Annotated in this window: 22 protein-coding genes and 1 other RNA gene; 14 read left to right on the top strand and 9 right to left on the bottom strand. The window is 68.0% G+C overall.

The annotated features are described in order from the left end of the window. Window positions 1-16 precede the first annotated feature (16 nt). Entirely contained in the window at window positions 17-2191 is a 2175-nt protein-coding gene (locus ACW17V_RS06150) for a copper-transporting P-type ATPase (RefSeq protein ID WP_492107978.1), read from the bottom strand. Window positions 2192-2388: 197 nt separating this feature from the next. On the opposite strand from ACW17V_RS06150, the gene ACW17V_RS06145 reads away from it, so the two are divergent. Then, a complete protein-coding gene (locus tag ACW17V_RS06145; protein ID WP_492107977.1) occupies window positions 2389-3294 on the top strand; it encodes an SDR family NAD(P)-dependent oxidoreductase in 906 nt (301 codons plus the stop codon). A gap of 233 nt (window positions 3295-3527) precedes the next feature. Further along, a complete protein-coding gene (locus tag ACW17V_RS06140) occupies window positions 3528-4826 on the top strand; it encodes an outer membrane protein transport protein (protein ID WP_492107976.1) in 1299 nt (432 codons plus the stop codon). 57 nt (window positions 4827-4883) lie between these two features. On the opposite strand, the gene ACW17V_RS06135 is transcribed toward ACW17V_RS06140, so the two are convergent. Continuing rightward, complete coding sequence (locus ACW17V_RS06135; RefSeq protein ID WP_492107975.1) at window positions 4884-5996, bottom strand: Mrp/NBP35 family ATP-binding protein; 1113 nt, start codon at window positions 5994-5996, stop codon at window positions 4884-4886. A 105-nt stretch (window positions 5997-6101) separates the two neighbouring features. Between ACW17V_RS06135 and hflK the strand changes: the two genes are divergently transcribed. The 3 genes from hflK to ACW17V_RS06120 are packed head-to-tail and all read left to right on the top strand — an operon-like array spanning window position 6102 to window position 9127. Further along, a complete protein-coding gene (gene hflK, locus ACW17V_RS06130; RefSeq protein ID WP_492107974.1) occupies window positions 6102-7190 on the top strand; it encodes an FtsH protease activity modulator HflK in 1089 nt (362 codons plus the stop codon). Next, window positions 7187-8038: a protease modulator HflC gene (gene hflC / locus ACW17V_RS06125; protein ID WP_492107973.1), complete on the top strand. Its 852-nt coding sequence runs from the start codon at window positions 7187-7189 to the stop codon at window positions 8036-8038. The genes hflK and hflC overlap by 4 nt, the downstream gene beginning before the upstream one ends. 51 nt (window positions 8039-8089) lie before the next feature. Beyond that, window positions 8090-9127 carry a purine nucleoside permease gene (locus ACW17V_RS06120; protein WP_492107972.1) on the top strand — a complete coding sequence of 346 codons (1038 nt, stop codon included), beginning with the start codon at window positions 8090-8092 and terminating at the stop codon, window positions 9125-9127. Window positions 9128-9160: 33 nt separating this feature from the next. Here ACW17V_RS06120 and ACW17V_RS06115 read toward each other — a convergent pair whose 3' ends face one another. Further along, window positions 9161-9670, bottom strand: coding sequence for a group I truncated hemoglobin (locus tag ACW17V_RS06115; protein WP_492107971.1), 510 nt, complete (start codon window positions 9668-9670; stop codon window positions 9161-9163). A gap of 11 nt (window positions 9671-9681) precedes the next feature. Then, window positions 9682-10530 carry a DUF3034 family protein gene (locus tag ACW17V_RS06110; protein ID WP_492107970.1) on the bottom strand — a complete coding sequence of 283 codons (849 nt, stop codon included), beginning with the start codon at window positions 10528-10530 and terminating at the stop codon, window positions 9682-9684. Between the two features lie 229 nt (window positions 10531-10759). On the opposite strand from ACW17V_RS06110, the gene ACW17V_RS06105 reads away from it, so the two are divergent. Both ACW17V_RS06105 and ACW17V_RS06100 read left to right on the top strand, forming a co-directional pair. Further along, a complete protein-coding gene (locus ACW17V_RS06105) occupies window positions 10760-11341 on the top strand; it encodes a cupredoxin domain-containing protein (protein WP_492107969.1) in 582 nt (193 codons plus the stop codon). A 9-nt stretch (window positions 11342-11350) separates the two neighbouring features. After that, complete coding sequence (locus ACW17V_RS06100; RefSeq protein ID WP_492107968.1) at window positions 11351-13696, top strand: putative bifunctional diguanylate cyclase/phosphodiesterase; 2346 nt, start codon at window positions 11351-11353, stop codon at window positions 13694-13696. Window positions 13697-13714: 18 nt separating this feature from the next. Here ACW17V_RS06100 and ACW17V_RS06095 read toward each other — a convergent pair whose 3' ends face one another. The 3 genes from ACW17V_RS06095 to ACW17V_RS06085 are packed head-to-tail and all read right to left on the bottom strand — an operon-like array spanning window position 13715 to window position 15647. Further along, on the bottom strand, window positions 13715-14380 hold the full coding sequence (locus ACW17V_RS06095) for an HAD family hydrolase (protein WP_492107967.1): 666 nt from the start codon (window positions 14378-14380) through the stop codon (window positions 13715-13717). Next, on the bottom strand, window positions 14377-15225 hold the full coding sequence (gene serB, locus ACW17V_RS06090; protein ID WP_492107966.1) for a phosphoserine phosphatase SerB: 849 nt from the start codon (window positions 15223-15225) through the stop codon (window positions 14377-14379). The genes ACW17V_RS06095 and serB overlap by 4 nt, the downstream gene beginning before the upstream one ends. A gap of 47 nt (window positions 15226-15272) precedes the next feature. Continuing rightward, on the bottom strand, window positions 15273-15647 hold the full coding sequence (locus ACW17V_RS06085; protein ID WP_492107965.1) for a hypothetical protein: 375 nt from the start codon (window positions 15645-15647) through the stop codon (window positions 15273-15275). Between the two features lie 103 nt (window positions 15648-15750). Here ACW17V_RS06085 and miaA point away from each other — a divergent pair, with 103 nt between their 5' ends. Continuing rightward, window positions 15751-16674 (top strand): tRNA (adenosine(37)-N6)-dimethylallyltransferase MiaA, encoded by a 924-nt coding sequence (miaA, locus tag ACW17V_RS06080; protein ID WP_492107964.1) that lies wholly within the window; start codon window positions 15751-15753, stop codon window positions 16672-16674. Here the strand turns inward: miaA and ACW17V_RS06075 are convergent. Beyond that, window positions 16628-17074 (bottom strand): hypothetical protein, encoded by a 447-nt coding sequence (locus ACW17V_RS06075; RefSeq protein WP_492107963.1) that lies wholly within the window; start codon window positions 17072-17074, stop codon window positions 16628-16630. The genes miaA and ACW17V_RS06075 overlap by 47 nt on opposite strands. Window positions 17075-17309: 235 nt before the next feature. Here ACW17V_RS06075 and ACW17V_RS06070 point away from each other — a divergent pair, with 235 nt between their 5' ends. The 4 genes from ACW17V_RS06070 to ACW17V_RS06055 all read left to right on the top strand — a co-directional run bounded on the left by ACW17V_RS06070 (window position 17310) and on the right by ACW17V_RS06055 (window position 21330). After that, window positions 17310-17807: a CinA family protein gene (locus ACW17V_RS06070; protein ID WP_492107962.1), complete on the top strand. Its 498-nt coding sequence runs from the start codon at window positions 17310-17312 to the stop codon at window positions 17805-17807. A 230-nt stretch (window positions 17808-18037) separates the two neighbouring features. Then, complete coding sequence (locus ACW17V_RS06065; RefSeq protein WP_492107961.1) at window positions 18038-19846, top strand: acetolactate synthase 3 large subunit; 1809 nt, start codon at window positions 18038-18040, stop codon at window positions 19844-19846. Window positions 19847-19890: 44 nt separating this feature from the next. Further along, entirely contained in the window at window positions 19891-20445 is a 555-nt protein-coding gene (ilvN, locus tag ACW17V_RS06060; RefSeq protein ID WP_492107960.1) for an acetolactate synthase small subunit, read from the top strand. 12 nt (window positions 20446-20457) lie between these two features. Further along, on the top strand, window positions 20458-21330 hold the full coding sequence (locus tag ACW17V_RS06055; protein ID WP_492107959.1) for a hypothetical protein: 873 nt from the start codon (window positions 20458-20460) through the stop codon (window positions 21328-21330). Here the strand turns inward: ACW17V_RS06055 and ACW17V_RS06050 are convergent. Next, on the bottom strand, window positions 21327-22238 hold the full coding sequence (locus tag ACW17V_RS06050) for an AraC family transcriptional regulator (RefSeq protein WP_492107958.1): 912 nt from the start codon (window positions 22236-22238) through the stop codon (window positions 21327-21329). The two genes, ACW17V_RS06055 and ACW17V_RS06050, sit on opposite strands and share 4 nt — an antisense overlap. Before the next feature lie 335 nt (window positions 22239-22573). Here ACW17V_RS06050 and ACW17V_RS06045 point away from each other — a divergent pair, with 335 nt between their 5' ends. Continuing rightward, window positions 22574-22840 carry an Atu4866 domain-containing protein gene (locus ACW17V_RS06045; protein ID WP_492107957.1) on the top strand — a complete coding sequence of 89 codons (267 nt, stop codon included), beginning with the start codon at window positions 22574-22576 and terminating at the stop codon, window positions 22838-22840. After that, window positions 22819-23184, top strand: a transfer-messenger RNA (tmRNA) gene (gene ssrA, locus ACW17V_RS06040). The genes ACW17V_RS06045 and ssrA overlap by 22 nt, the downstream gene beginning before the upstream one ends. The last annotated feature ends 88 nt before the right edge of the window (window positions 23185-23272 follow it).

Raw genomic sequence — 23272 nt, 5'->3', positions numbered from 1 at the left:
CGTTTTTCGTTGGGGCTCAGGCCTTCCAGGCCCTCAGGCGCAGAGCGTTGCCGATCACGCTGACCGAGCTGAGCGCCATGGCCAGGGCGGCCAGCTGCGGCGTCAGGGTCAGGCCAAAGGCGGGATACAGCACCCCGGCCGCGATCGGCACGCCGGCGGCGTTGTAGGCGAAGGCGAAGGCCAGGTTCTGGCGGATGTTGCGCATCACCGCCCGTGACAGCGAGCGGGCCCGGACCACACCCATCAGGTCGCCGTTCAGCAGGGTGACCCCGGCCGCCTCCATCGCCACGTCCGCGCCGCCGCCCATGGCGATGCCGACATCGGCCGCGGCCAGGGCCGGAGCATCGTTGACGCCATCGCCCGCCATCGCCACCGACGCGCCCTCGGCCTTCAGCCGTTCGACGACCTGGGCCTTGCAATCGGGAAGCACGCCGGCCTCCACCTCGTCGATGCCCAGGGCGCGGGCCACGGCCATGGCGGTGACTTCATTGTCGCCGGTCATCATCAGCACGCGAACGCCCTGGTCCTTCAGCGCCTTGATCGCGGCGCGACTGGACGGGCGGATGGGATCCTTGATCGCCAGCAGTCCGGCGGCCGCGCCGTCCAGCGCCACGAAGACCACCGTCGCCCCCTCGCCTCTCAGCGCCTCGGCGCCCTTGGCCAGATCACCGACCGCGATCGCCAGATCGGCCATGTAGGGTTCGGCCCCGATCGCCACGCGGCGGCCCTCGACCAGACCGGTCACGCCGCGTCCCACGGGCGAGTCGAATTCAGCGACCTTGGCCAGGGACAGCTTTCGCGCCTCGGCGGCCTCAACGATGGCCTTTCCCAGCGGATGCTCGCTGCCGCGCTCCAGGCTGGCGGCCAGACGCAACAGCTCGCCCTCCTCCAGTCCGACGGTCTGGATGGCGGTCAGGACGGGCCGGCCTTCGGTAAGCGTGCCGGTCTTGTCGACGACCAGCACGTCGATGCGCTCCAGCCGCTCCAGCGCCTGGGCGTCCTTCAGCAGGATTCCCGCCTGGGCGCCGCGTCCGACGCCGACCATGATCGACATCGGCGTGGCCAGTCCAAGGGCGCAGGGACAGGCGATGATCAGCACACCCACGGCCGCGACCAGGGCGTTGGCGAGACGCGGCTCGGGCCCGACCAGCGCCCAGGCCGAGAAGGCCAGGACGGCGGCGCCCAGCACGATGGGTACGAACCAGGCCGAGACCCGGTCGGCCAACCGCTGGATCGGCGCGCGCGACCGCTGGGCCTGGGCGACCATGGCCACGATCCGCGACAGCAGGGTGTCGCGTCCCACCCGCTGGGCCTGCATGACAAAGCCGCCGCTCTTGTTGATCGCCCCGCCGACCAGAAGCGAGCCTTGCTCCTTGAGCACCGGCATCGACTCGCCGGTCACCATGGCCTCGTCGACATGGCCGCGCCCTTCCAGCACCACGCCGTCGACGGGAATCTTCTCGCCCGGCCTGACCCGCAGCCGGTCGCCCACCAGGATCGCGTCGATTTCGACCTCGGCGTCCTGGCCGTCGGCGCCGATGCGCCGGGCCGTTCGCGGAGCCAGATCCAGCAGGGCGCGGATGGCGCCGCCGGTGCGCTCGCGCGCCCTCAACTCCAGCACCTGGCCCAGCAGCACCAGGACGGTGATCACCGCCGCGGCCTCGAAATAAACCGGCGCCTGTCCGTGATGGCCCTTGAAGCTGGCGGGCAGCAGATCCGGCGCCAGGGTCGCGACCAGGGAGTAGAGATAGGCCGCGCCCGTCCCCAGGGCGACCAGGGTGAACATGTTGAGGCTGCGCGCCAGGATCGACGCACAGCCGCGCTGGAAGAACGGCCAGCCGGCCCACAGCACCACCGGCGAGGCCAGCGCCAGCTGGATGAAGGCGTTGGCGCGGTCACCCCACGGCGGCATGAAGCCGAACAGGTGCGCGCCCATGTCCAGTACGAAGACCGGCAGGGTGAAGACCACAGCGATCCAGAGCCGGCGGGTCATATCCGTCAGTTCGGGATTGGGGCCATCATCGAGTTCCGGCGTTTCGGGCTCAAGCGCCATGCCGCAGATCGGACAGACGCCGGGACCCACCTTCCGAACCCTGGGATGCATCGGACAGGTGTAGAAAGATCCGATGGCGGCGGACGCCTGCGCCGCGCCTTTTGGAGCGTGGGCGGGGTGTAGCGGATGGTCAGGCATCGCGAGTTTCTCCTGGCGTCCGGCCATCGCCATACGCCTCTGCGGCCCATGACACTGTGATCAGGGCCAAGGCTCGGACACGGAACGCCTGAGCGGCGCCAAACGTCAGGGCCGGGCGGCGCCGGCGCCCTTGACGCCTCCCCTCCCGCGCCGCACAAACGCGCCAAACCAAACACGCGTTTGAGGGAGACTAGGGCATGTCGGACATCCGTTTTGACGGCAAGGTGGCGATCGTTACGGGCGCGGGCGGTGGCCTTGGCCGACAGCACGCCCTGGAACTGGCCCGTCGCGGCGCCAAGGTGGTGGTCAACGACCTGGGCGGCAGCGTCGACGGCTCGGGCGGCTCGTCCGACGCGGCCCTGAAGGTCGTTGAAGAGATCAAGGCGGCCGGCGGCGAAGCCATCGCCCACGGCGCCTCGGTGACGGACGACGCGGGCGTCGCCGACCTGGTCAAGACCACCATGGCTGCCTGGGGCCGCATCGACATCCTGATCGCCAATGCCGGCATCCTGCGCGACAAGACCCTGAGCAAGATGGAGCTGGCCGACTTCGAGGCGGTCATGCAGGTCCACGTCTGGGGCACCTTCAAGCCGATCAAGGCCGTCTGGGACATCATGAAGGCCCAGAACTACGGCCGCATCGTCGTGACGACCTCGTCGTCGGGCATGTACGGCAATTTCGGCCAGTCCAACTATGGCGCGGCCAAGATGGCGGTGCTGGGCCTGATGAACACCCTCAAGCTTGAGGGCCAGAAGAACAACGTCCACATCAACGCCATCAGCCCCGTCGCCGCCACGCGCATGACCGAAGGCCTGATGCCGCCGGAAGTGCTGGCCAAGCTGGCGCCCGAGGCCGTCACCCCCGGCGTCGTCTATCTGGTGTCGGACGAGGCCCCCACCGGCGCGATCCTGACCGCCGGCGCCGGCGCCTTCGCCCTGTCGCGCATCTACGAGACCGAGGGCGTCTATCTGAGCGACGGCGAGCTGTCGGCCGAGGGCATCCGCGACCACTGGGGCCAGATCACCGCCGAAGACGGCCAGAAGGCCTATTTCAACGGTGGCGAGCAGGGCCAGAAGTTCTTCCGCAAGATGGCGGGCGGCTGATAGTCTTCGCGCAATGAAAGTGACACTTTGAGCGTCACATTTCTGCCAATACTGACATAACAGCGATTGAAACGGGGCCCAGGCGGCCCCGTTTCTTTGACCGCTTCAACAAAATTCACCGCATCGGGAATAAATAGCAACGGTTTCTGACCAGATGCGTTAGACGCGGCGCTCCTCCAGCGCCGCAAAGACGCTTGGGGACTTCTCCTCCCCAAGAAGGTCTCGTCAGTCTCATGTCCTTTTCGCGTAACCGCCTCGCCGCCGGCGTGGCTTTCGGCGTGCTCGTCGCCGCCTCCCAGGCCTCCGCTTCGGCCTTCTACCTGCAGGAACAGTCGGTGCGCGGCGCGGGCCGCGCCTATTCGGGCGAGGTCGCCGACCGCGGCGCCGCCAGCCTGTGGTGGAACCCCGCCGCGATCGCCGGCCTGGAGACCAACGAAGTCTATGGCGGCCTGCACGCCATCCAGGTCGACTCGGATGTCAATGACAACGGCTCGACCATCACCCGCCCGGTGCCGCCCACAGGCCTGACCACCCCGGTCGGCGGCAGCCTGCGCGCCTCCAAGCCGATCAAGGACGGCATTGTTCCCAACTTCGCCAGCGCCTGGCGGATCAACGACCAGCTGACCCTCGGCCTGTCGGTCGCCGCGCCCTATAACTTCACCACCGAGTACGGCCCGCGCAGCTGGACCCGCTATGACGCCCTCAAGTCGCGCCTGACCACGGCCGACATCCAGGGTACGGTCGCCTATCGCGTCACCGACAAGCTGGACCTCGGCGTCGGCGTCAGCGCCGTCTATGCCGACGCCGAGCTGACCAACGCCCTGCCCAACATCTCGCCGCTGCAGGCCGATGGCCTGCAGTCGCTGAAGGGCGACGGCTGGGCCTATGGCTGGACCGTGGGCGCCCAGTACCGCCCCACCCCGGCCCTGACCCTGGGCGCCAGCTACCGCGCCAAGGTCGACCACACCCTGAAGGGCGACATCGCCGTCTCGGGCCTCCTGGCCCCGATCCCGGCCGCCAGCAACTTCAAGACCGCCGGCGAGGCCGAGATCACCACCCCGTGGATGGCCATCATCGGCGCGCGCTGGGCGGTCAATGACCGCGTCACCCTGAACGGTTCGGTCAGCCGCATCGGCTGGAGCGAGTTCGACGCCATCCGCGTAAAGTTCGCGACCTCGGGCTCGACCAGCGTCCAGGACTACAAGGACATCACCACCGCCGCCGTCGGCGTCGACTATCAGGCCAGCCCGCGCCTGACCCTGCGGGCCGGCGTGCAATATGATCCGACCCCGACCCCGGACGTCGGCCGCACCGCCCGCGTGCCGGACGGCGACCGCATGATGTACGCAGCCGGCGCCACCTGGGCGGCCCAGCCGAACCTGAAGCTCGACGCGGCGATCAGCTACATCGGTTTCGACGACACGAAGATCAATCGCACCGACGTGACGGCGACCAGCTCGACCGTCAACCTGCGCGGCGACGTGACGGGCTCGGCCGTCGTGATGTCGACGGGCGTTCGCTACAGCTTCTAGGGGCTGGCGAAATCTGAACTGAAGAGGCCGTCCGGGGAGACCCGGGCGGCCTTTTTGCTAGGCCTGAAGCCCGGTCCACAAAGTTTTGGCCGCCCCGGCGAACGCCTTGGCGGCGGCGCTGTCGGGCCTGCCCAGCACTACCGGCAAACCGCCGTCGCCGCCTTCGCGGACGGCCAGTTCGATGGGCACCTCGGCCAGCACCGGCACGCCCAGCTTCGCGGCCTCGGCCACGCCGCCGCCAGAGCCGAAGATCGGGATCGGGGCGCCGGTCGAGGGATCGGCGAAGAAGGCCATGTTCTCGATCAGGCCTAGGATCGGCGTCGCGGTCTTGCCGAACATAATCGCCGCGCGGCGGGCGTCGATCAGGGCGACTTCCTGCGGGGTGGTCACCAGAACCACGCCGTCGATGCGCAGCTTCTGCACCAGGGTCAGCTGCACGTCGCCCGTACCCGGCGGCAGGTCGACGACCAGCACGTCCAGCGGCGCGGCCTCGGAGCCCCAGGCGACGTCGTGGATCATCTGGCGGACGGCGGACGAGGCCATCGGGCCGCGCCAGATCATCGCCTTGCCCTCGTCGACCAGGAAACCGATCGACATGATCCTGACGCCGTGGGCGTCCAGCGGCTGCAGCTTGCCGTCCTCGAAGCTGGGCTCGCCGTCCACGCCCATCATGCGCGGGGCCGAGGGGCCGTAGATGTCGGCGTCCAGCAGCCCGACCTTCAGGCCCATCGCCTGAAAGGCGCAGGCCAGGTTGGTGGCGACGGTGGACTTGCCCACCCCGCCCTTGCCCGAGGCCACGGCGATCACGTGGCGGACATGGGCGGGCTTTTCGGCTTCCGGCGGCGGGACCATGCGGGCCTGCGGATCTTCGGACACCCGGGCGCCCTTGCGCGCGCGGGTGACGCCTTCAGCGGCCTGCGCGGTCAGCACTACCTGGGCGACATCGACGCCCGGCAGGTCGGACAGGGCTTTCTCGGCCGCCGCGCGCACCGGCGCATAGGCGGCGGCGCTGGTGGCGGGAACCTCCAGCATGAAGCCGGCGCGACCGTTGCGCACCACCAGGCCCTGCACCAGACCGGCGGCCACAAGCCCCTGGCCGGTCACCGGATCGACGATGACATCCAGGGCCGCGCGGGCCTCGTCGAGGGTGGTGGATGCGGCGCCAGTCACGTCTATGTCTTGCCTTGTTGGGTGGGGGTCCTCATATCCGCGTGTGGGGAACGATTTACAATCCCCGCTGAAAAATCAAAAGCCGACGGGAAGACGACGCCGCTCATGCCGTGGAACGACAATGCTGGCCCTGGTCCCTGGGGTTCTCCGCCGCCAAATGGCGACAAGGACAATACGCCGCGCCCTGGTCCGCGCCGCCCATTAGGCGGACCGCGCGATCCCCAGACACCAATCGACCTGAACCAGGTGCTGGAAGACCTGACCGCGCGGCTGCGCGGCTATTTCCAGGGCCCAGACCGCCCGCGCGCCATCGCCACGGCGGCCGGCGCCGTCGTCGCCCTGTGGGCGGTGACAGGCGTCTATGTGGTGCAGCCCAACCAGCAGGGGGTGGTCAGCACCTTCGGCGCCTTCTCGCGCGTCGCCAATCCGGGGCTGCGCTACCACCTGCCCTTCCCGATCGAGGGCGTGGAGAAGGTCTCGGTCAGCGAAATCCGCACCACCGACATCGGCGCACCGGGCGCGGACGGCGGCGAAGAGCGACTGATGCTGACCAGCGACGAGAACATCGTCGACCTGGCCTTCTCGGTGCAGTGGCGTGTGTCTGATGCGCCCAAGTACCTGTTCAATGTCCGCGATCCCGACAGCGTGATCCGCGCCGTGGGCGAGAGCGCCATGCGCGAGGTGGTCGGCAAGACTGCCCTCACCCCGATCCTGACCACCGGCCGGGGCCAGCTTCAGCTGGAGGCCGAGCGCCTGATGCAGCAGATTCTGGATCGCTATGACGCCGGGGTCTTCGTCGAAAGCGTGCAGATCCAGACGGCCACCCCGCCGCCGCCGGTCATCGACGCCTTCCGCGACGTGCAGCGCGCCAGCCAGAACGCCCAGTCGGCCGCCAACGTCGCCCGCGGCCAGAGCGCCCAGATCGTGCAGCAGGCCAAGGGCTATCGCGAACAGGTCGTGCGCGAGGCGGCCGGTGAGGCCGCACGCTTCAACCAGGTCTATGATCAGTACAAGCTGGCCCCGGGCGTGACGCGCGAGCGTCTCTACATCGAGACCATGCAGCGCGTGCTGGCCAATTCGAACAAGGTCATCATCGACAGCAAGGGCGCCAGCGCCCCGGTCATCCTGCCGCCCGATGCGTTCCGTCCGCGAACCGCCACCGTGGTCAAGTCCATCGACGGAGCCGTCCAATGATCCGTCCGCAAAACCGTCTCACCGCCATCGGCGTCGCCGCCGGCGCGCTGCTGGTCCTGCTGGGGTCGACTGTCTATCAGGTCGATCAGCGCCATCAGGCCCTCGTGGTCCGCTTCGGCGACCCGATCCGCGTGGTGCGCACGCCCGGCCTGCACCTGAAGGCGCCGTTCCTGGATCAGGTGGTCAAGTTCGACAACCGCAACATCGCCCTGAACGCCGACCAGGAAGAAGTCATCGCCGCCGACCAGGAGCGCCTGGTGGTCGACGCCTTCGTTCGCTACCGGATCAGCGACCCTCGCCAGTTCTACAAGACTCTGCGCGACGAGGCCGTGGCCCGCGACCGGCTGGAGCGCATCGTCAACGCCTCGTTGCGCCAGACGATCGGCCGCGCCAATTCCGAAGAGGTCATCGCCGGCAAGCGCGCCGTCGTGATGGCCGCCATTCGCGACGATGTCGCCCGTCAGGTCTCGGCCTCCAACCTGGGCGTTCAGATCATCGACGTTCGGATCAAGCGCGCCGACCTGCCCGAAGCCAACCAGAAGGCCGTCTTCGAGCGCATGCAGACCGCCCGCCAGCAGGAGGCCGCCCAGCTGCGCGCCATCGGCGAGCAGCAGAAGCGCGAGATCGTGGCCACCGCCACCGAGGAAGGCGAAAAGATCCGGGGTGAGGGCGACGCCCGCCGCGCCGAACTGTTCGCGTCCAGCTTCGGCCGGGACCCGAACTTCGCGGCCTTCTATCGCTCGATGCAGGCCTATGAGGCGTCGCTTGGTCAGGGAGACGCCACCCTGGTGCTTTCCCCCGACAGCGCATTCTTCAAGTACTTCCAGCGCGGACCGCAAGCGCAGTAAGAACCAGGGCCGCGAGATTCTCTCGCGGCCCTTTTTCTTTCGAGGAAGACCATGCGTCGTCTCGCGGTTCTCGCCTGTCTTTTCGCCTGCCTGGCTTCAGCGCCCGCCCTCGCCGCCCCGCTTGAGGTTCGCGTGGTGGTGGTCACCGCCTTCGAGATCGGCGAGGACACCGGCGACAAGGCCGGCGAGTTCCAGGCCTGGGCCCAGGTCATGCCGCAGAAGATCCCGTTCAAGACCGGCTTTCGCGACCTGCGCTATGATCCGGCCCGCAAGGTGCTGCTGCTGTCGACCAGCATGGGCACCAACCGCGCGGCGATCTCGACCATGGCCCTGGGCCTTGATTCGCGCTTTGACCTCTCCAAGAGCTACTGGCTGATCGCGGCCATCGCCGGCGTCAATCCCAACCAGGGCTCGGTCGGCTCGGCCGCCTGGATCGGCGCGGTGATCGACAGCGACTTCGGCTACATGATCGACCCGCGCGAGACGCCCAAGGCGTGGTCGATCGGCCAGATCCCCCTTCATCGCAAGGCGCCCTACGAGGGACCTCCGGCGGCGGACAACGAGAACCTTTTCCCCCTGAACCTGGGCCTGCGCGACTGGGCCTTCGACCTGACGCGCGACGCGGCCATTGCCGACAACGACGCTCTCAAGGCCCTGCGCGCGCCCTATGTGGGCCTGCCCAAGGCCCAGACGCCGCCGATGGTGCTGAAGGGTGACGAGGTCAGCGGCCAGGCCTTCTGGCACGGCGAGATCCTCAACCGTCACTACGAGGCCTGGGCCAATTACTGGACCGGCGACCAGGACGGCTTCGTGATGACCGGCATGGAGGACACCGGCGTCCTGGCCGCAGTCGACGCCCTGGGCCGCGCGGGCCGCGCCGACCCCCGGCGCGTGCTGGTGCTGCGCACGGCCAGCAACTACACGACCCAGCCCCCCGGCGGCGACGCGGCGACCAACCTGCTGGGCGAGCAGACCGGCGTTCCGGCCCTGCAATCCTCGCTCGACGCCGCCTTCAAGGTCGGCGGCGTGGTGGTGGATGAGCTGGCGAAGAACTGGCCGCGCTATGCCGACGCGGTTCCGGGGAAATAGTCGCAGACCTCGCCGGGGAGCGCGGTGGCTGGACTACCGCTCCACCACGCCCCGCTGCATCGGGGCCAGCTTGGCCAGCAGCCTGTTCTGGGCGAAGAAGGGCACGCCCTCCTTCTCCATCGCCCACTGCAGGTTCTCGACGAGGGCGTTAAAGTCCCGGTTGGTGACGCCCATGTCCTTGTGGACGCTCTTCATGTCGCGGCCGGTGTAGTCGCAGCCGCCGCCCAGCACGTAGCAGAACTGCTCGGCCAGGGTCCGCTTCAGGCGGGGAGCGTCGGTGGCGGCGAAGATCTCCTTGATGCGCGGGTCGGCCAGGCTGCGATCGACCGTGTCGGCCGCGATGCGCGCCAGGCCGTCATTGCCGTGAAAGGCCTCGAACACCCGGGTGTCGGTCAGGGGCGTGGCGTGCGCATTGGCGTTGGACCGCGCATAGGGATCGACCGGCTGCTCACCCGGCGGAACGGCGTCCTGCGCCAGGGCGGCGCCGGCCAGGCCAAGGGTTAGGACGGCGACCAGGGCCGCGCTCTGGGTGAAACGATGCATCGAGCGCTCTCCTAGAAGCCGGCCTGCAGCGAGAGGTACAGGCCCCGCTGATCCTTGAACGTGGCGATGTCGCCCAGATCGACATAGGCGGCCGTCACCGACACCGTCTTGTTGATCGCATAGACGGCGAACAGGTCGACCCAGTCGTCCTCCTTCGCGAAGCCCAGGTTGCTGGGCTTGGTGCGATATTCGGCGCCCACGGCCAGGCGCTTGCTGAGCAGCAGGCCGGCCGAGCCCTCGAACTGGGCCTTGTAGCGATCGTTCCGGTCGCCGCCGAAGCCGAGCAGGCCGGTCTGGTTGGCCTTGGTCATTCGCACCGCGCCGCTCAGGACCAGGCTCTTGTCCAGCAGCAGCTTGGTGGCGGCGACATAGTAGTCGACGCCGCTGTCATGCTGGCCGCCGACAGCCTTGATGATGGAGCCCTGATTATTCTTCTTGAACTGCGCACCGACCGAGACCTGCGGGATCCAGGTGTCCTGCTCGTAGACGGCGTCGCCCAGCACCCGCAGCTTGGCGCCGATGATGTCCTGCTTGAAGGTGAAGCCCTTGCCCAGGCCAAGCTTGGCGCCCGTGGCGCCGGTGTCGAATTCCTGGCGGGCGACTGAGAGCTCGACCCGGTCATACAGGCCGATCGCGGCTCCTGCGGCGCGCAGCTGGTAGTCGGGAACGTCCACATAGGTCGCATGGACCTTGCCGCCCACGCCATTGCGGGTCTCGTTGCCGGCGATGACGCCCCAGGTGGCCAGACCGCCGCCCGCCCCGCCTTCGAGGGCGGTGACGCCGCCGGTCAGCAGCAGCTTTCCCCCGGTCTCGATCTCGGCGGCCGCCGCGCCGGTGGTCAGGCTCAGAGCTCCGGCCATGACACAGCCAAAAGCCGGAAGGATCCTATAGTGAAGCTTCATCGGCCCTCGGCGCGTCTCAACAGTTCAGTTGGCGAAGGTCGTTCAGAAGACTTTACAGAACCTTTCAGTTTAACCCTGTCACTCGGCAAGATGTGGCGGCAGGACATTCACGTTAACGGCGATTTCATTCGAGCGCCGCTAGTACTGCTTGATGAAACTCGCCCTTTCACTTCTCATGGTTGTGTTCATGGGAGGCGCCGCCGTCGCGGGCAGCCTGACCGTCACGGTGCGCGGCGCCGACGGCAGGCCCGTTCCCGATGCGGTCGTTACGGTCCATCCGGGCGGCCAGCCCAGCCGCGGACCGATCCGGTTTCCCTGGCCCTATCGCGTCGCCCAGCAGAACATCCAGTTCTCGCCTTTCGTGCTGATCGTGCCGGCGGGCGCCGAGGTGTCGTTCCCCAATCTCGATAAGGTGCGCCACCACGTCTATTCGTTCTCGGCCGGCAACAAGTTCGAGCTGAAGCTCTACGGCCGCGAAGAGAACCGCACCGTCAAGCTGCCCGCCGTCGGCGTGGCCGCGATCGGCTGCAACATCCACGACCAGATGGTCGGCTTCATCAAGGTGGTCGACACCCCGTATGCGGCCAAGAGCGACGACGCCGGTGTGGCGAGCGTCCGCGACATCCCGTCGGGCCCCGTCGTGGTGAAGGTCTGGCATCCGTATCTGCGCGGCATGAAGAACGAAAAGACCCTGACCACCACCGCGATCGGCGGCGGCGACAGTCGCGATTCCGTGTCGATCGAGCTGCGCGCTCCGGCGCACCACTAGAGGACGGCCGTGTTCAATCGCCTCCAGACCAAGCTTACAGTGCTCTATGCCGGGCTGTTCGCCCTGGCGCTGAGCCTTGTCGCGGTGACGGTCTATCTGGCGATCGCCGCCAACGCCCAGCAGGCGGTGCGCAAGGAACTGGCGGTCAGCGGCACGGTGTTCGACAGCGTCTGGGCGCTGCGCACCCAGCGCCTGCGCGACGGCGCCGACCTGCTGGCGCGCGACTTCGGTTTCCGGGCGGCCGTGGCCACCCATGATGTTCCGACCGTCGAGTCCGCCATCACCAATCTTCGCCAGCGTATGGGCCTGGACCTGGCGTTTATCGTCGGGGTCGATGGCGATGTGGTGGGCCTGGATCCCGCCAGGCTGGATGTCGAGAAGCTGTGGACGGCGCTGGACGCCGGCGACGGCGCCCAGGGCGTGTTCGTGGTCGATGGCGCGCCCTATCAGGTCATTTCAGCGCCGATCCTGGCCCCGACCCTGACCGGATGGATCGTTTTCGCCGCCAGGCTGGACGACCGGGAAATGCGCGCCCTCGAGCGCCTCTCGGCCATCGAGCTGGACGCCCAGGTCTTTGACCGGCGCGGCGAAGGCTGGATCACCGACGATGCGGGCTCCGACGCCAAACGGGTCGGCGCCTATGTCGAGACAGCCCTGCGCGACAGGATCGCCGAGCCCAGCCTGCTGAAGGCCGGCGGCCAGAACGACCTGATCCTGGTCAAGCCGCTGAAGGCGCTGGGCCAGAACGGCGCCGCGGCCCTCGTCCTGCGCTATCCCATGGCCAAGGCCATGGCGCCCTATCGGCCCCTGTTCGCCGCCGTGATCGTCGCCGGCCTGATCGGCGCGGCCCTGGTGGTCGCCGCCAGCTGGGCCCTGTCACGCGGCCTGGCCCGGCCCATCGCCGCCCTGGACGACGCCGCCCGCCGCCTGCAGCGCGGCGAGGATGTGCATGTCGAGGTCCAGACCCACGACGAGATCGGCCGCCTGGCCGGCAGCTTCAACCTGATGGCCGCGGAGATCCGCGACCGCGAGGCCCGGATGATCCATCAGGCCCTGCACGACGAGGAAACCGGTCTGCCCAATCGCCGCGCCCTCGAGCGCGAGATCACGACCCGCCTGGCCAACGCGGCCGAGGGTGAGCAGGTGATCATCAGCGCCGTAGGCCTGGACCGCTTCACCTTCGTGCGCGGCGCCATCGGCTATTCGCTGGCGACCCAGCTGATCACCGATCTGGGCGAGCGGATCATGGGCATCAGCCACGGGCTGACGGTGGGACGCCTGACGACCTCGACACTGTGCGTGATTTCCAATGTCACCGATCTGGCGGCCCTGTTGCCGCTGGTCGAAATGTCGGTGGGTCGTCTGGAAAGACCGATCCGCGTCGGCGGTGAGACGGTCGATGTTCACCTCACCCATGGCCTGGCGGCGACCGGCCCCACCGGACTGGACGCGCCGCGTCTGATCGAACACGCCCTGATCGCCCTGGACCAGGGCCGCGCGGCCAACCGCAAGGTGATGGTGTTCGACCCCGTCGCCTATGGCGACCCGGCCGGCAACCTGTCGCTGATGAGCGAGATGCTGGACGGCGTGGCCACCGGCGCCCTGTTCCTCAACCACCAGCCCAAGCTGGACCTGCGCACTGGCCAGATCACCGGCGTCGAGGCCCTGGTGCGCTGGAGCCATCCGACCCGCGGCTTCATGCGTCCCGACCTGTTCGTCGGCATGGCCGAGGAAACCGGCCACATCCGCGCTCTCACGGACTACGTCCTGACCCAGGCCATCGCCGACCAGAAGGCGCTGCGCGAAGCCGGTCACGACGTGCTGATGTCGGTCAACATCTCCGGCCGCCTGATCGATGACGCCGACTTCGCCGATCGCGCCATCGAGCAGGTCACCCGCGAGGCCGCCCGCGTCTGTTTCGAGATCACCGAGACAGCCGTGATCGGCAATCCCGACGTGGCGCTGGGCGTACTGGAGCGTTTCGAGGCGGCCGGCATCCCGGTCTCGATCGACGACTACGGCTCGGGCCTGTCGTCCCTGGCCTATCTGAAACAGATCCGCGCCGACGAGCTGAAGATCGACAAGGCCTTCGTGCTGTCGCTGCAGGCCGGCGGCAAGGACGCCCTGCTGGTCAAGTCGACCATCGACCTGGCCCATAGCCTGGGCATGAAGGTCACCGCCGAGGGCGTCGAGACCCGCGAAGCCCTGGCCGTGCTGCAACTGATGGGCTGCGACCTGGCGCAGGGCTATCACATCGCCAGGCCGATGGCGCTTGAGGCGCTGACCGCGTTCCTCGGCGACTGGTCGATAGAGCTGCCGGAGCAGGTCCAGACCGAGGCGCTAAAACAGGCCTGAAGCCCCTCACCCGCTCGCTCAGGTCGAGGCCTTCAGCAGGTCCAGCACTACGTGCAGGCTGTCGGCGATGTGGACGCACTTGTCGTGCATTTCCTCGTTGGGATCGAGGATATCGGGCACCATCACCGTCATCATGCCGGCCGCATGGGCGGCCCTGACGCCGGGGTGGGAGTCCTCCAGCGCCAGGCAGTGGGCGGGATCGACACCGAGACGGCGGGCGGCTTCCAGATAGGGATCGGGATGCGGCTTGTGGCGCACGACGTCGGCGTTGGCGACCACCGCGTTGAAGCGGCTCAGCAGATCAAAGCGCCCCAGATACTTCTCGACCGACACCATGCCGTTGGACGTGGCGATGGCGCACGGCAGGCCCAGGTCATCCAGATGGTCGAGAATCTCGATCACCCCGGCCTTCAGCCGCGTCTCGGCCTCCAGCAGGTCTTCAACGTCGGCCCAGACGCGCTCGAAATAGGCCTGGATCGGAAAGTCCTCGCCATAGAGTTCGCGCAGCAGGATCGCGCTCTCGGGATTGGTCTTGCCGACCATGGCCGCATAGATCTCGCCGGTGAAGGCGACGCCGAACACCGACCCCGCCTCGATCATCGCGGCGCGATAAACGATCTCGGTGTCCAGCAGCAGGCCGTCCATGTCGAAGATCACCGCCTCGACGCGGCGCGGGAAGCTCATGCGACAAACTCCGAGGTCTTGTAGCCCTGGAAGTAGAGCAAGGCGGTGAGGTCGGCGTGATCGACCTTGGCGTGGGCCTGGGCCGCGACGATGGGCTTGGCGCGATAGGCGACACCCAGGCCGGCGGCCTCGATCATCGCCAGGTCGTTGGCGCCGTCGCCGACCGCGAGCGCGTCGGCGGAGGTCAGACCCAGTGCGGCCGTCTCCTCGATCAGGGCGGCCAGCTTGGCCTCCTTGCCCAGGATCGGATCGCCCACCTGACCGGTCAGCTTGCCGCCTTCTTCGATCAGGGTGTTGGCGCGGTTCAGGTGGAAGCCCGCCGCCTGCGCCACGCGGGTGGTGAAGAAGGTGAAGCCGCCCGAGACCAGGGCGCAGCGCGCGCCGTGGGCCGCCATGGTCCTGACCAGGGTTTCGGCCCCGGGATTGAGCCGCACGCGATCATCGTAACAGCTCTGAAGGGCGTCGACCGACAGGCCGGTGAGCATGCCGACCCGCTCGCGCAGAGCGCCCTCGAAGGCCAGCTCGCCGCGCATGGCCCGTTCGGTGATCTCGGAGACCTGGGCCTTCACGCCGGCGAAGTCGGCCAGTTCGTCCAGGCATTCGACATTGATGATGGTCGAGTCCATGTCGGCGATCAGCAGGCGCTTACGGCGGTTCGCGGCCGGCTGGACGGCGAAATCGATCGGCAGGCCGGCCACCCGCTCGCCGACGCGGGCGCGCAGCTCGGCGACCTCTCCCGGCGCGATCAGGTCAAAGGCGTCATGGCCCAGTTGGACGGGATCACCCAGTCCAAGAGCGCGAGCGATGGTTTCGGCGCCGGGGCCGACGAGCGTAAGGGCGAGCATGGCGCGGCGCTAAGCCAGGCGCCCGCGCCCGTCAACCCGAGTCCGCCCTAACCTATGCCGGTGCAGCGCTGCATCAGCGCCATTCCGGCCTTGCGGCCGACCTCGTCGGCGGAGACGCCGGCCTCGGGCTTGATCAGCGTCAGCACCTGCGACACGCCCGCCTCATAGGTCTGGCTGGGCGTCAGGCCCTGGGCGCCGGCCTCGGCGAAAGCCTCGTCCATCATCGCCTTGCCCTTCAGGCCCAAGGCGCTGAGCACGGTCTGGATGCCCTTGCCGTTGGCCTGTTTGGCGAACAGCTCGGGATAGCCGTCCGCCACCTTGCCCAGGATCACCAGAACGGCGCCGCAGCCGGCCTTTTCGCCCAGAGCCGGGGCCAGGGCCGGGGGCGCGCCGAGCGGGACAGTCGCGGTCGAGGGCGGCACGGTCGCCTGCGCTGGGCGGGCGTTAACGTCTCCGGCTGCGGCCAGCGCTGGCGAAAGGGCGACGGATGCGGCAAGGCTTGCCGCGATGAGATAGGACGGACGCATGAGCTCCCCTGTGACCGACGCAACCCTGGATAACCCCATTGCGCATGACTATCGCATCTGGCTGATCGCCGGTCCAACGGCAAGCGGCAAGTCGGCTTTCGCCCTGCGTCTGGCCCAGGAAATCGGCGGCGAGATCGTCAATGCCGACTCCATGCAGATCTATGCCGACCTGCGCGTCCTGACCGCCGGCCCCACGCCGGAAGAGATGGCGGCCGTCCCGCATCACCTGTTCGGCACGGTCGACGCCGCCCAGACCTGGTCGGTCGGGAAATGGCTGGAGGCGGCCATGGCCGCCCTGCGCGACATCGACCATCGGGGCAAGCCAGCCGTCGTGGTCGGCGGCACCGGCCTCTATTTCCGCGCCCTGACCCATGGCCTGGCTGACGTGCCGGCCGTATCGGAAACCCAGCGCGAGATTTCCGGCCTGCTCTACGCCGCCCAGGGCGAGCACCTGTTCCGCGATGAGTTGGCCAAGCTGGACCCCGAGGCCGCCGCCCGCATCGAGGTCGGCGACCGCCAGCGCCTGCTGCGCGCCCACGCCGTCGCCGTCGCCACCGGCCGTTCCCTGACCGCCTGGCAGAACGACACCCGTCCCTCCCTGGCGCCGGGCAGCTGGAAGGGCGTGGTGCTGGATCCGCCGCGCGCCGATCTCTACGCCCGCTGTGACGCCCGGCTGGGGGTGATGGTGCACAACGGGGCGCTGGAGGAGGTCGCGGCCATGGAAGCGCGCGGCCTCAGCCCTGCCCTCCCCGCGCTCAAGGCCCTGGGCTACCGCGAACTGGCCGCCCACCTGCGCGGCGAGATCACCCTGGATCAGGCTCTGGACGCCGCCCGCCAGGAAACCCGCCGCTACGCCAAGCGCCAGTTGACCTGGTTCAGGAACCAGACGCCCGACTGGGAGCGGGTTTCGACGATTCCGTAATCGTCGCGCCCGACGCCGCCAGCATTGGGCGGACCACGATCCGGTAGTCATCTTCGAAGAAGCCCTTCGACAGGGTCTCGATCGAGGCGATGACTCGCCGTTCGCCGTGCTCGACCGGCGTGGCCTGAACATCGCACACCTGATCGGCGGGAAAGTCATTCTGTCCGGTGGCGCCCGCCGCGAGCGGCCGAGAGACGCCGTCCGTGCAACTGGTCAGGCCTGTCATCGAGTAGAAGCAGATCTCGCGCTGCAGATAGACCTCCACCGTCCAGACACACGGCGTCGCCGAGATCGCCTGGCCCTCGACCATCGCCGTGGCTCCCGGTCGCGCCGTGGTGCGGAGGAATATCTGATGGCGGACCAGCGCGGTCTCGGTGCGGCCGCCCTTGGTGAGGGTCAATGGCCGGTCTCGCTGTGAGATGGTCGACAGCCGCGTGGCCACGGGCGGCTCGGGCGCGGGCGCGACGACGGGCGGCGGAGCAGACGCTTGAACGAGCAACGAAGCCTCCAAGGATAACCTTGGCTATTGTTTTCACGTTTGCTCAATCTTGGCGACAGCCTTGGCGGGGACGTCTTCTCCATTTGCCCGGCCACGCCTTGCGCCTATGGGTGTGGGAGCAACCCAGGAAGCCATGATGTCCGACCTTTCCACCCTCGCCGAACGCGTCGCAGAGCGCCTGATCGCGCGCGGCGAGACCCTCGCCATCGCCGAGTCCTCTTCGGGCGGCCTGATCTCGGCGGCCCTGCTGGCCGTGCCGGGCGCGTCGAAGTTCTATGTCGGCGGGGCGGTCGTCTACACGGCCCGGGCCCGGCTGACCCTGATGGACATTCCGCAAAAGGCCATGGACGGCCTGCGCTCGGCCAGCGAGCCCTATGCCGTGATGCTGGCCCGGGTGGCGCGCAAGAACCTGAAAGCGACCTGGGGCCTGTCGGAGACTGGCGCCGCCGGGCCGGACGGCAACCGCTACGGCGACCTTCCCGGCCACACCTGCACGGCCGTGGTCAGCGAGGAGGTGTCGGTCAGCGCCACTCTGGAAACCGGCGTCAACGACCGCCCCGCCAACATGCAGGCCTTCGCGGTCGCCGCCCTGACGCTGCTGCTCAATACGCTGGACGCCGACTTGGGACAATAAGGCACATCCATGCCTTCAAACCCGCCTTGACGCCCCCTTTCGCGCATGGCATCACCCTTTCCGTAGCTTTGGAGCAAGACTCGTGCGCAAAACCATGATCGTACTTATGGAGCGGCTGTCCGCGATGTGACCTCGAAGTCACGTCGTAGTTCAGTCGCGCGCGCAAAGGTCCTTCGGGACCTTTTTTCTTTTCTGCCTCGCCCTTCCCGCATTCCCTACGGACCACCGCCATGACCGCCCACCAGACCATCGAGAGCCCCGCCTCGACCGACACCACCTTCGATCGCGCCATGACCGGCGCCGAGATCGTGGTTCGCGGCCTCGTGGACCAGGGCGTGGAGGTGCTCTTCGGCTATCCGGGCGGCGCGGTCCTGCCGATCTATGATGCGCTGTTCCACGAGCCGCGCCTGCAGCACATCCTGGTCCGCCACGAGCAGGGCGCGACCCACGCCGCCGAAGGCTATGCGCGCAGCTCGGGCAAGCCGGGCGTGGTCCTGGTGACCTCGGGCCCGGGCGCGACCAACGCCATCACCGGCATCATGGACGCCCTGATGGACTCCATCCCGATGGTCGTCATCACCGGCCAGGTCCCCACCCACCTGATCGGCACCGACGCCTTCCAGGAAGCCGACACCGTCGGCATGACCCGCTCGTGCACCAAGCACAACTATCTGGTCAAAGACGTCCGCGACCTGCCCCGGATCATCCATGAGGCCTTCAAGATCGCCACCACGGGCCGCCCCGGCCCGGTGCTGATCGACATCCCCAAGGACGTCCAGTTCGCCAAGGGCGAATATTACGGCCCGAGCGAAGTCGCCTCGACCCACGCCTACAACCCCAAGACCAAGGGCGAGCCAAACCGTATCGCCGAGGCGGCGGCGATGATCGCCCGCGCCCGCCGGCCGATCTTCTATACCGGCGGCGGTGTCATCAATGCCGGCCCGAAGGCCAGCGCGCTGCTGCGCGAGTTTCAGGCCCTGACCGGCGCGCCGGTCACCTCGACCCTGATGGGCCTTGGCGCCTTCCCGGCCGCCGATCCGGCGTGGCTGGGCATGCTGGGCATGCACGGCACGTTCGAAGCCAACAACGCCATGCACGACTGCGACGTGATGATCTGCGTCGGCGCCCGCTTCGATGACCGCGTTACCGGCCGGCTGGACGCCTTCTCGCCGGGCAGCAAGAAGATCCACATCGATATCGACGCCTCGTCGATCAACAAGAATGTCCGCGTCGACCTGCCGATCATCGGCGACGCCGCCAGCGTGCTCGAAGACCTGATCGCCGCCTGGAAAGCCGCCGGCCACCAGCCCAACAAGGCCGCCCTGACCGACTGGTGGGCCCAGATCGACACCTGGCGCGCCCGCCAGTGCCTGAAGTACCGGACCTCGGAAACCACCATCAAGCCGCAGTACGCCATCGAGCGCCTGTACGAGCTGACCAAGGGCCGCGACACCTACATCACCACCGAGGTCGGCCAGCATCAGATGTGGGCCGCGCAGTTCTATCGCTTCGAGGAGCCCAATCGCTGGATGACCTCCGGCGGCCTGGGCACCATGGGCTATGGCCTGCCGGCCGCCCTTGGCGTGCAGATGGCCCATCCGGGCGCCCTCGTCGTCGACATCGCCGGCGAAGCCTCGATCCAGATGTGCATCCAGGAACTGTCGACGGCGATCCAGTTCGACCTGCCGGTCAAGATCTTCATCATCAACAACGAGTGGATGGGCATGGTCCGCCAGTGGCAGCAGCTGCTGCACGGCGAGCGCTACAGCCACTCCTATTCCGACAGCCTGCCCGACTTCGTGAAACTGGCCGAAGCTTACGGCGCGGTCGGCATCCGCTGCTCCGACCCGGCCGAACTGGACGGCAAGATCCTGGAGATGATCAACAGCGACAAGGTCGTGGTCTTCGACTGCCGCGTCGAGAAGCACGAGAACTGCCTGCCGATGATCCCCTCGGGCAAGGCCCACAACGAGATGATCATGGGCGACGTCGAGGACATCGGCAACGTCATCGGCGAGGCTGGGGCGGGGCTGGTTTAGTCCGCCCCTCGCTCTTCGGCTCCTCTTTGCTTAGAAACGATCCCATGCCCAACGCTCCCGCCGCCTCCGGATCCGCCTACGACATGCCCACCGCCGCCCAGGCCGAGCAGACGGCGACCTTCGCCCTGCTGGTGGATAACGAGCCGGGCGTGCTGCACCGCGTGGTCGGGCTGTTCGCCGCGCGTGGCTACAATATCGAGAGCCTGACGGTCGCCGAGACCGACCACAAGGCTCACACCAGCCGCATCACCGTGGTGACGCGCGGCACACGGCATGTGCTGGACCAGATCGAGGCCCAGCTCCAGAAGGTGGTCAGCGTTCGCCGCGTCCATGACGTGACGCGTGACCCCAACGGCGTCGAGCGCGAGCTGGCCCTGGTCAAGGTGCGCGGCTCGGGCGCCGACCGGGTCGAGGCCCTGCGCGTGGCCGACATCTTCCGCGCCAAGCCGGTGGACACCACGCTCGAAAGCTTCGTGTTCGAAATCTCGGGCGCGCCGTCCAAGATCGACAAGTTCCTGGACCTGATGCGTCCGCTGGGCCTGGTGGAACTTTCCCGCACGGGGGTGCTTTCCATCGAGCGGGGCTTCGAAGGCATGTAACGGAGGTCGGCGATGAGCCTGGCTGGATTGATCGCGGGGCTGGCCCTCGCCGCCCAGCAGGCTCCGTCGCCGCCCGATCCGAACCTGCCCTCACAGACGCCCGATCCGGTCGTCTGGTGGTCGCCGGACACCGCTCGCCCGTCCTCCGAGGTCGATCCGCTCTATGGCCGCCGCCTCGGTCGGCGTGAAGAGCCCATACCGATCGCCAACGGCGTCGAGCCCCTGCTCTATCGGCTCTGGGGCCTGCAGCCGCTGCAGAACCAGTTGGTCCGGCGCGGCGAGATGGTGCTGGAGGTCTGGGCCCGCCCCTCGCGCGGCGTGCGCCAGGCCGTGATCCGCGTCACGACACGCCGCGACGGCCGCGCCTTCGTCCAGGCCCGCGCCGGACTGGGCTGCTGCACGCCGCAGATCGATCGCCGGGTCGACATCAACGCCGAACTGGCGTCCGAACAGATCCCCGCGCTGAAGGCCCTGATGGGCGATGCGATCTGGAGCCAGCCCCGCGACGTCACCGTCGACTATGGCGGCGGCGCGGTGTCGGCGGTCTGCCTGGACGGCGTGGCCTGGGACATCACCCTGCTGGTCGCCGGTCAGGCCCGGCATCTGCGGCGGGCCTGCGACGACGCCGAGGTCGGCTCCATCGCCCGCGCCCTGACCCTGGCCCTGGGCGCGACGGTCGGGCGCGACGCCCGCTTCGACGCGGTGTTCCCGCGCGGCGCCGACGTGTCGCGCCAGCAGACGGCCTATGAGCAGTTGATCGCCTCGGGCGGCCAGTTGAGACCAGCCGCCAACGCCCGCCCGCAGCCGCCGGCCGCGCCGCAGCCCTCAGATGACGAGGCGGAGGATCCGTCGGTCGCGCCCGCTCTGGAAACCCCCAGACCCTAGGCGCCGACCATCTGGTCCGGTTGCTCGCGCAGGCGGGCGGCGTCCCTCAGCGGCGGTGCCCCGAACAGGCGGGCATATTCGCGGCTGAACTGCGAAGGGCTGTCATAGCCGACCGTGTGACCGGCCGTGGCGCAGTCGAGACGCTGCACCAGGATCAGTCGCCGGGCCTCCTGCAGGCGAAGTTGCTTCTGGTACTGCAGGGGAGAGAGCGCGGTCACCGCCTTGAAGTGCTGGTGCAGGGCCGAGGCGCTCATCCGGGCCTCGGCGGCCACGTCCTCGATGCTGAAGGGCTGGGCGAAGTTGCGCTTGATCCAGCCGATCGCGCGGTTGATCTGGCGCAGCCGGCCGTCGGCGCGGGCGATCTGGGCCAGACGCGCGCCATGCTCGCCGGTCAGCAGGCGATAGAGGATTTCGCGCTCGATCAGCGGCGCCAGCACCGGAGCGTGCTCTGGCGCCTCCATCAGCCGGACCATTCGGCAGACCGCGTCGAACAGCTCTGGCGTCATCGCGCCCGCCGACATGCCGCCGACCAGAGGCGCCGAGGCGTCCAGCCGGGCCGCCATCCCGGTCTCCATGATCATCTCGCTGATCATGTTCGGGTCCAGGGTGATGCGGAAGCTGAGATAGGGGGCCTCGGGCGAAGCCTCGACCACCTGTCCGACCACCGGCACGTCGACCGAGGCCAGGAAGAAGTTGCGGTCGTCGTAGTGGTGCACGACGTCGCCCACCAGCACCCGCTTGCGGCCCTGGGCCAGCACGCAGAAGGCCGGTTCGTGCACGGCGTGCATTGGCTCGCTGGGCTGGCTCACGCGGTAGAGGCCGATACGCGGGCCGCAGCAGGTGTCATGCGGACCTTCGTTCGGCGTGAATCGTTCAATCAGGGCGGCCAGCGCCTCGCGCGTGCTCATGGAATTTCCGTTGTCTGCTTGAGCCTGTTGATAGGCCTTGCACGATCCTGCGTCACGCGACGGCGCTGCGTTCTGGAGGATCGTGCAATCAAGTCGGAGCATCGATCTACAGACTGCACGCCCCCCTCCGTCATAGTGACCTTGTTCCGCTCCGCGACGCGGCAACTCCCAAAATCAGACTCCACGATGAGACGCTACACGCCCCCACGCGGCGTGGCGGCTCCGCGCTGGTTCGTCGCCGTCCTGCTGGGCGGCGCGGCCGCGCTGACCGCCGCCACAGCCATGCTTCCCCCTGCCTCGCCCGCCCCTGCCCCTTCATCCTGGAGGATTGCCCCATGATCATCTCCACCATGGTCCCCCACGTTCCCGTTTCCGGCGTCTGGACCTCGCCCGACGGCGGCATCAGCCTGGAGCTGCGCCCCGACGGACGCTTCGTCGAGACCCGCGCCAAGCCTTTCAACCTGTTCACCGGGGTCTATCTTCTGATGGGTGAGACCTTGAAACTGTTCGAGGATTCCGGCGCCGTCGTCACCGGAACCCTGGCCGACGGACGCCTCAGCATCGGCGCCATCGAGGAACGCGCCTTCCATACGGCGCACTAAGGGCCTATATTGGACTTGTCCGGTCTCGGCCGGACTATGGGGATAAACGCGCACGTAATAAGCGGACTGGACCCGGGTGCGATTCCCGGCGGCTCCACCAATCTCTCCCGAGTTATCACGGGACTGCATGGGGCCGATCAGCATCGACAGACGTGTAAAGGTGTAATGCTTTCTCTCGGCGTGGCTCACCGTATCGGGCCGCTAAACTAACTGCGAACGATAACTTCGCTGAAGAGTTCGCTATCGCCGCGTAATGCGGTGCTAGTGAATTCGCGCCTTAAGTCCTAGGGGTTCAGATCCTTAGGCGGGGCCCGGAGGGAGCCTGCCAACAGAATCCCTCCACTTTCCATAAGTGGTAGCCGAGGCTCCCTCCTCTCTCTTCGAGAAGGAATGGGGGAGCCTGCCAACAGAATCCCTCCACTTTCCAAAAGT

It is taken from the genome of Caulobacter sp. FV2ye17ST (assembly GCF_058680955.1).
This window is presented reverse-complemented; position numbering and strand designations above follow the sequence as displayed.

Excerpts from the sequence above, each read along its gene's own strand:
- ACW17V_RS06150 (WP_492107978.1), bottom strand. The coding sequence starts at position 2,191 with ATGCCTGACCATCCGCTACACCCCGCCCACGCTCCAAAAGGCGCGGCG.
- ACW17V_RS06145 (WP_492107977.1), top strand. The coding sequence starts at position 2,389 with ATGTCGGACATCCGTTTTGACGGCAAGGTGGCGATCGTTACGGGCGCG.
- ACW17V_RS06140 (WP_492107976.1), top strand. The coding sequence starts at position 3,528 with ATGTCCTTTTCGCGTAACCGCCTCGCCGCCGGCGTGGCTTTCGGCGTG.
- hflK (WP_492107974.1), top strand. The coding sequence starts at position 6,102 with ATGCCGTGGAACGACAATGCTGGCCCTGGTCCCTGGGGTTCTCCGCCG.
- hflC (WP_492107973.1), top strand. The coding sequence starts at position 7,187 with ATGATCCGTCCGCAAAACCGTCTCACCGCCATCGGCGTCGCCGCCGGC.
- ACW17V_RS06120 (WP_492107972.1), top strand. The coding sequence starts at position 8,090 with ATGCGTCGTCTCGCGGTTCTCGCCTGTCTTTTCGCCTGCCTGGCTTCA.
- ACW17V_RS06115 (WP_492107971.1), bottom strand. The coding sequence starts at position 9,670 with ATGCATCGTTTCACCCAGAGCGCGGCCCTGGTCGCCGTCCTAACCCTT.
- ACW17V_RS06110 (WP_492107970.1), bottom strand. The coding sequence starts at position 10,530 with ATGGCCGGAGCTCTGAGCCTGACCACCGGCGCGGCGGCCGCCGAGATC.
- ACW17V_RS06105 (WP_492107969.1), top strand. The coding sequence starts at position 10,760 with ATGGGAGGCGCCGCCGTCGCGGGCAGCCTGACCGTCACGGTGCGCGGC.
- ACW17V_RS06095 (WP_492107967.1), bottom strand. The coding sequence starts at position 14,380 with ATGAGCTTCCCGCGCCGCGTCGAGGCGGTGATCTTCGACATGGACGGC.
- serB (WP_492107966.1), bottom strand. The coding sequence starts at position 15,225 with ATGCTCGCCCTTACGCTCGTCGGCCCCGGCGCCGAAACCATCGCTCGC.
- miaA (WP_492107964.1), top strand. The coding sequence starts at position 15,751 with ATGAGCTCCCCTGTGACCGACGCAACCCTGGATAACCCCATTGCGCAT.
- ACW17V_RS06070 (WP_492107962.1), top strand. The coding sequence starts at position 17,310 with ATGTCCGACCTTTCCACCCTCGCCGAACGCGTCGCAGAGCGCCTGATC.
- ACW17V_RS06065 (WP_492107961.1), top strand. The coding sequence starts at position 18,038 with ATGACCGCCCACCAGACCATCGAGAGCCCCGCCTCGACCGACACCACC.
- ilvN (WP_492107960.1), top strand. The coding sequence starts at position 19,891 with ATGCCCAACGCTCCCGCCGCCTCCGGATCCGCCTACGACATGCCCACC.
- ACW17V_RS06055 (WP_492107959.1), top strand. The coding sequence starts at position 20,458 with ATGAGCCTGGCTGGATTGATCGCGGGGCTGGCCCTCGCCGCCCAGCAG.
- ACW17V_RS06050 (WP_492107958.1), bottom strand. The coding sequence starts at position 22,238 with ATGAGCACGCGCGAGGCGCTGGCCGCCCTGATTGAACGATTCACGCCG.
- ACW17V_RS06045 (WP_492107957.1), top strand. The coding sequence starts at position 22,574 with ATGATCATCTCCACCATGGTCCCCCACGTTCCCGTTTCCGGCGTCTGG.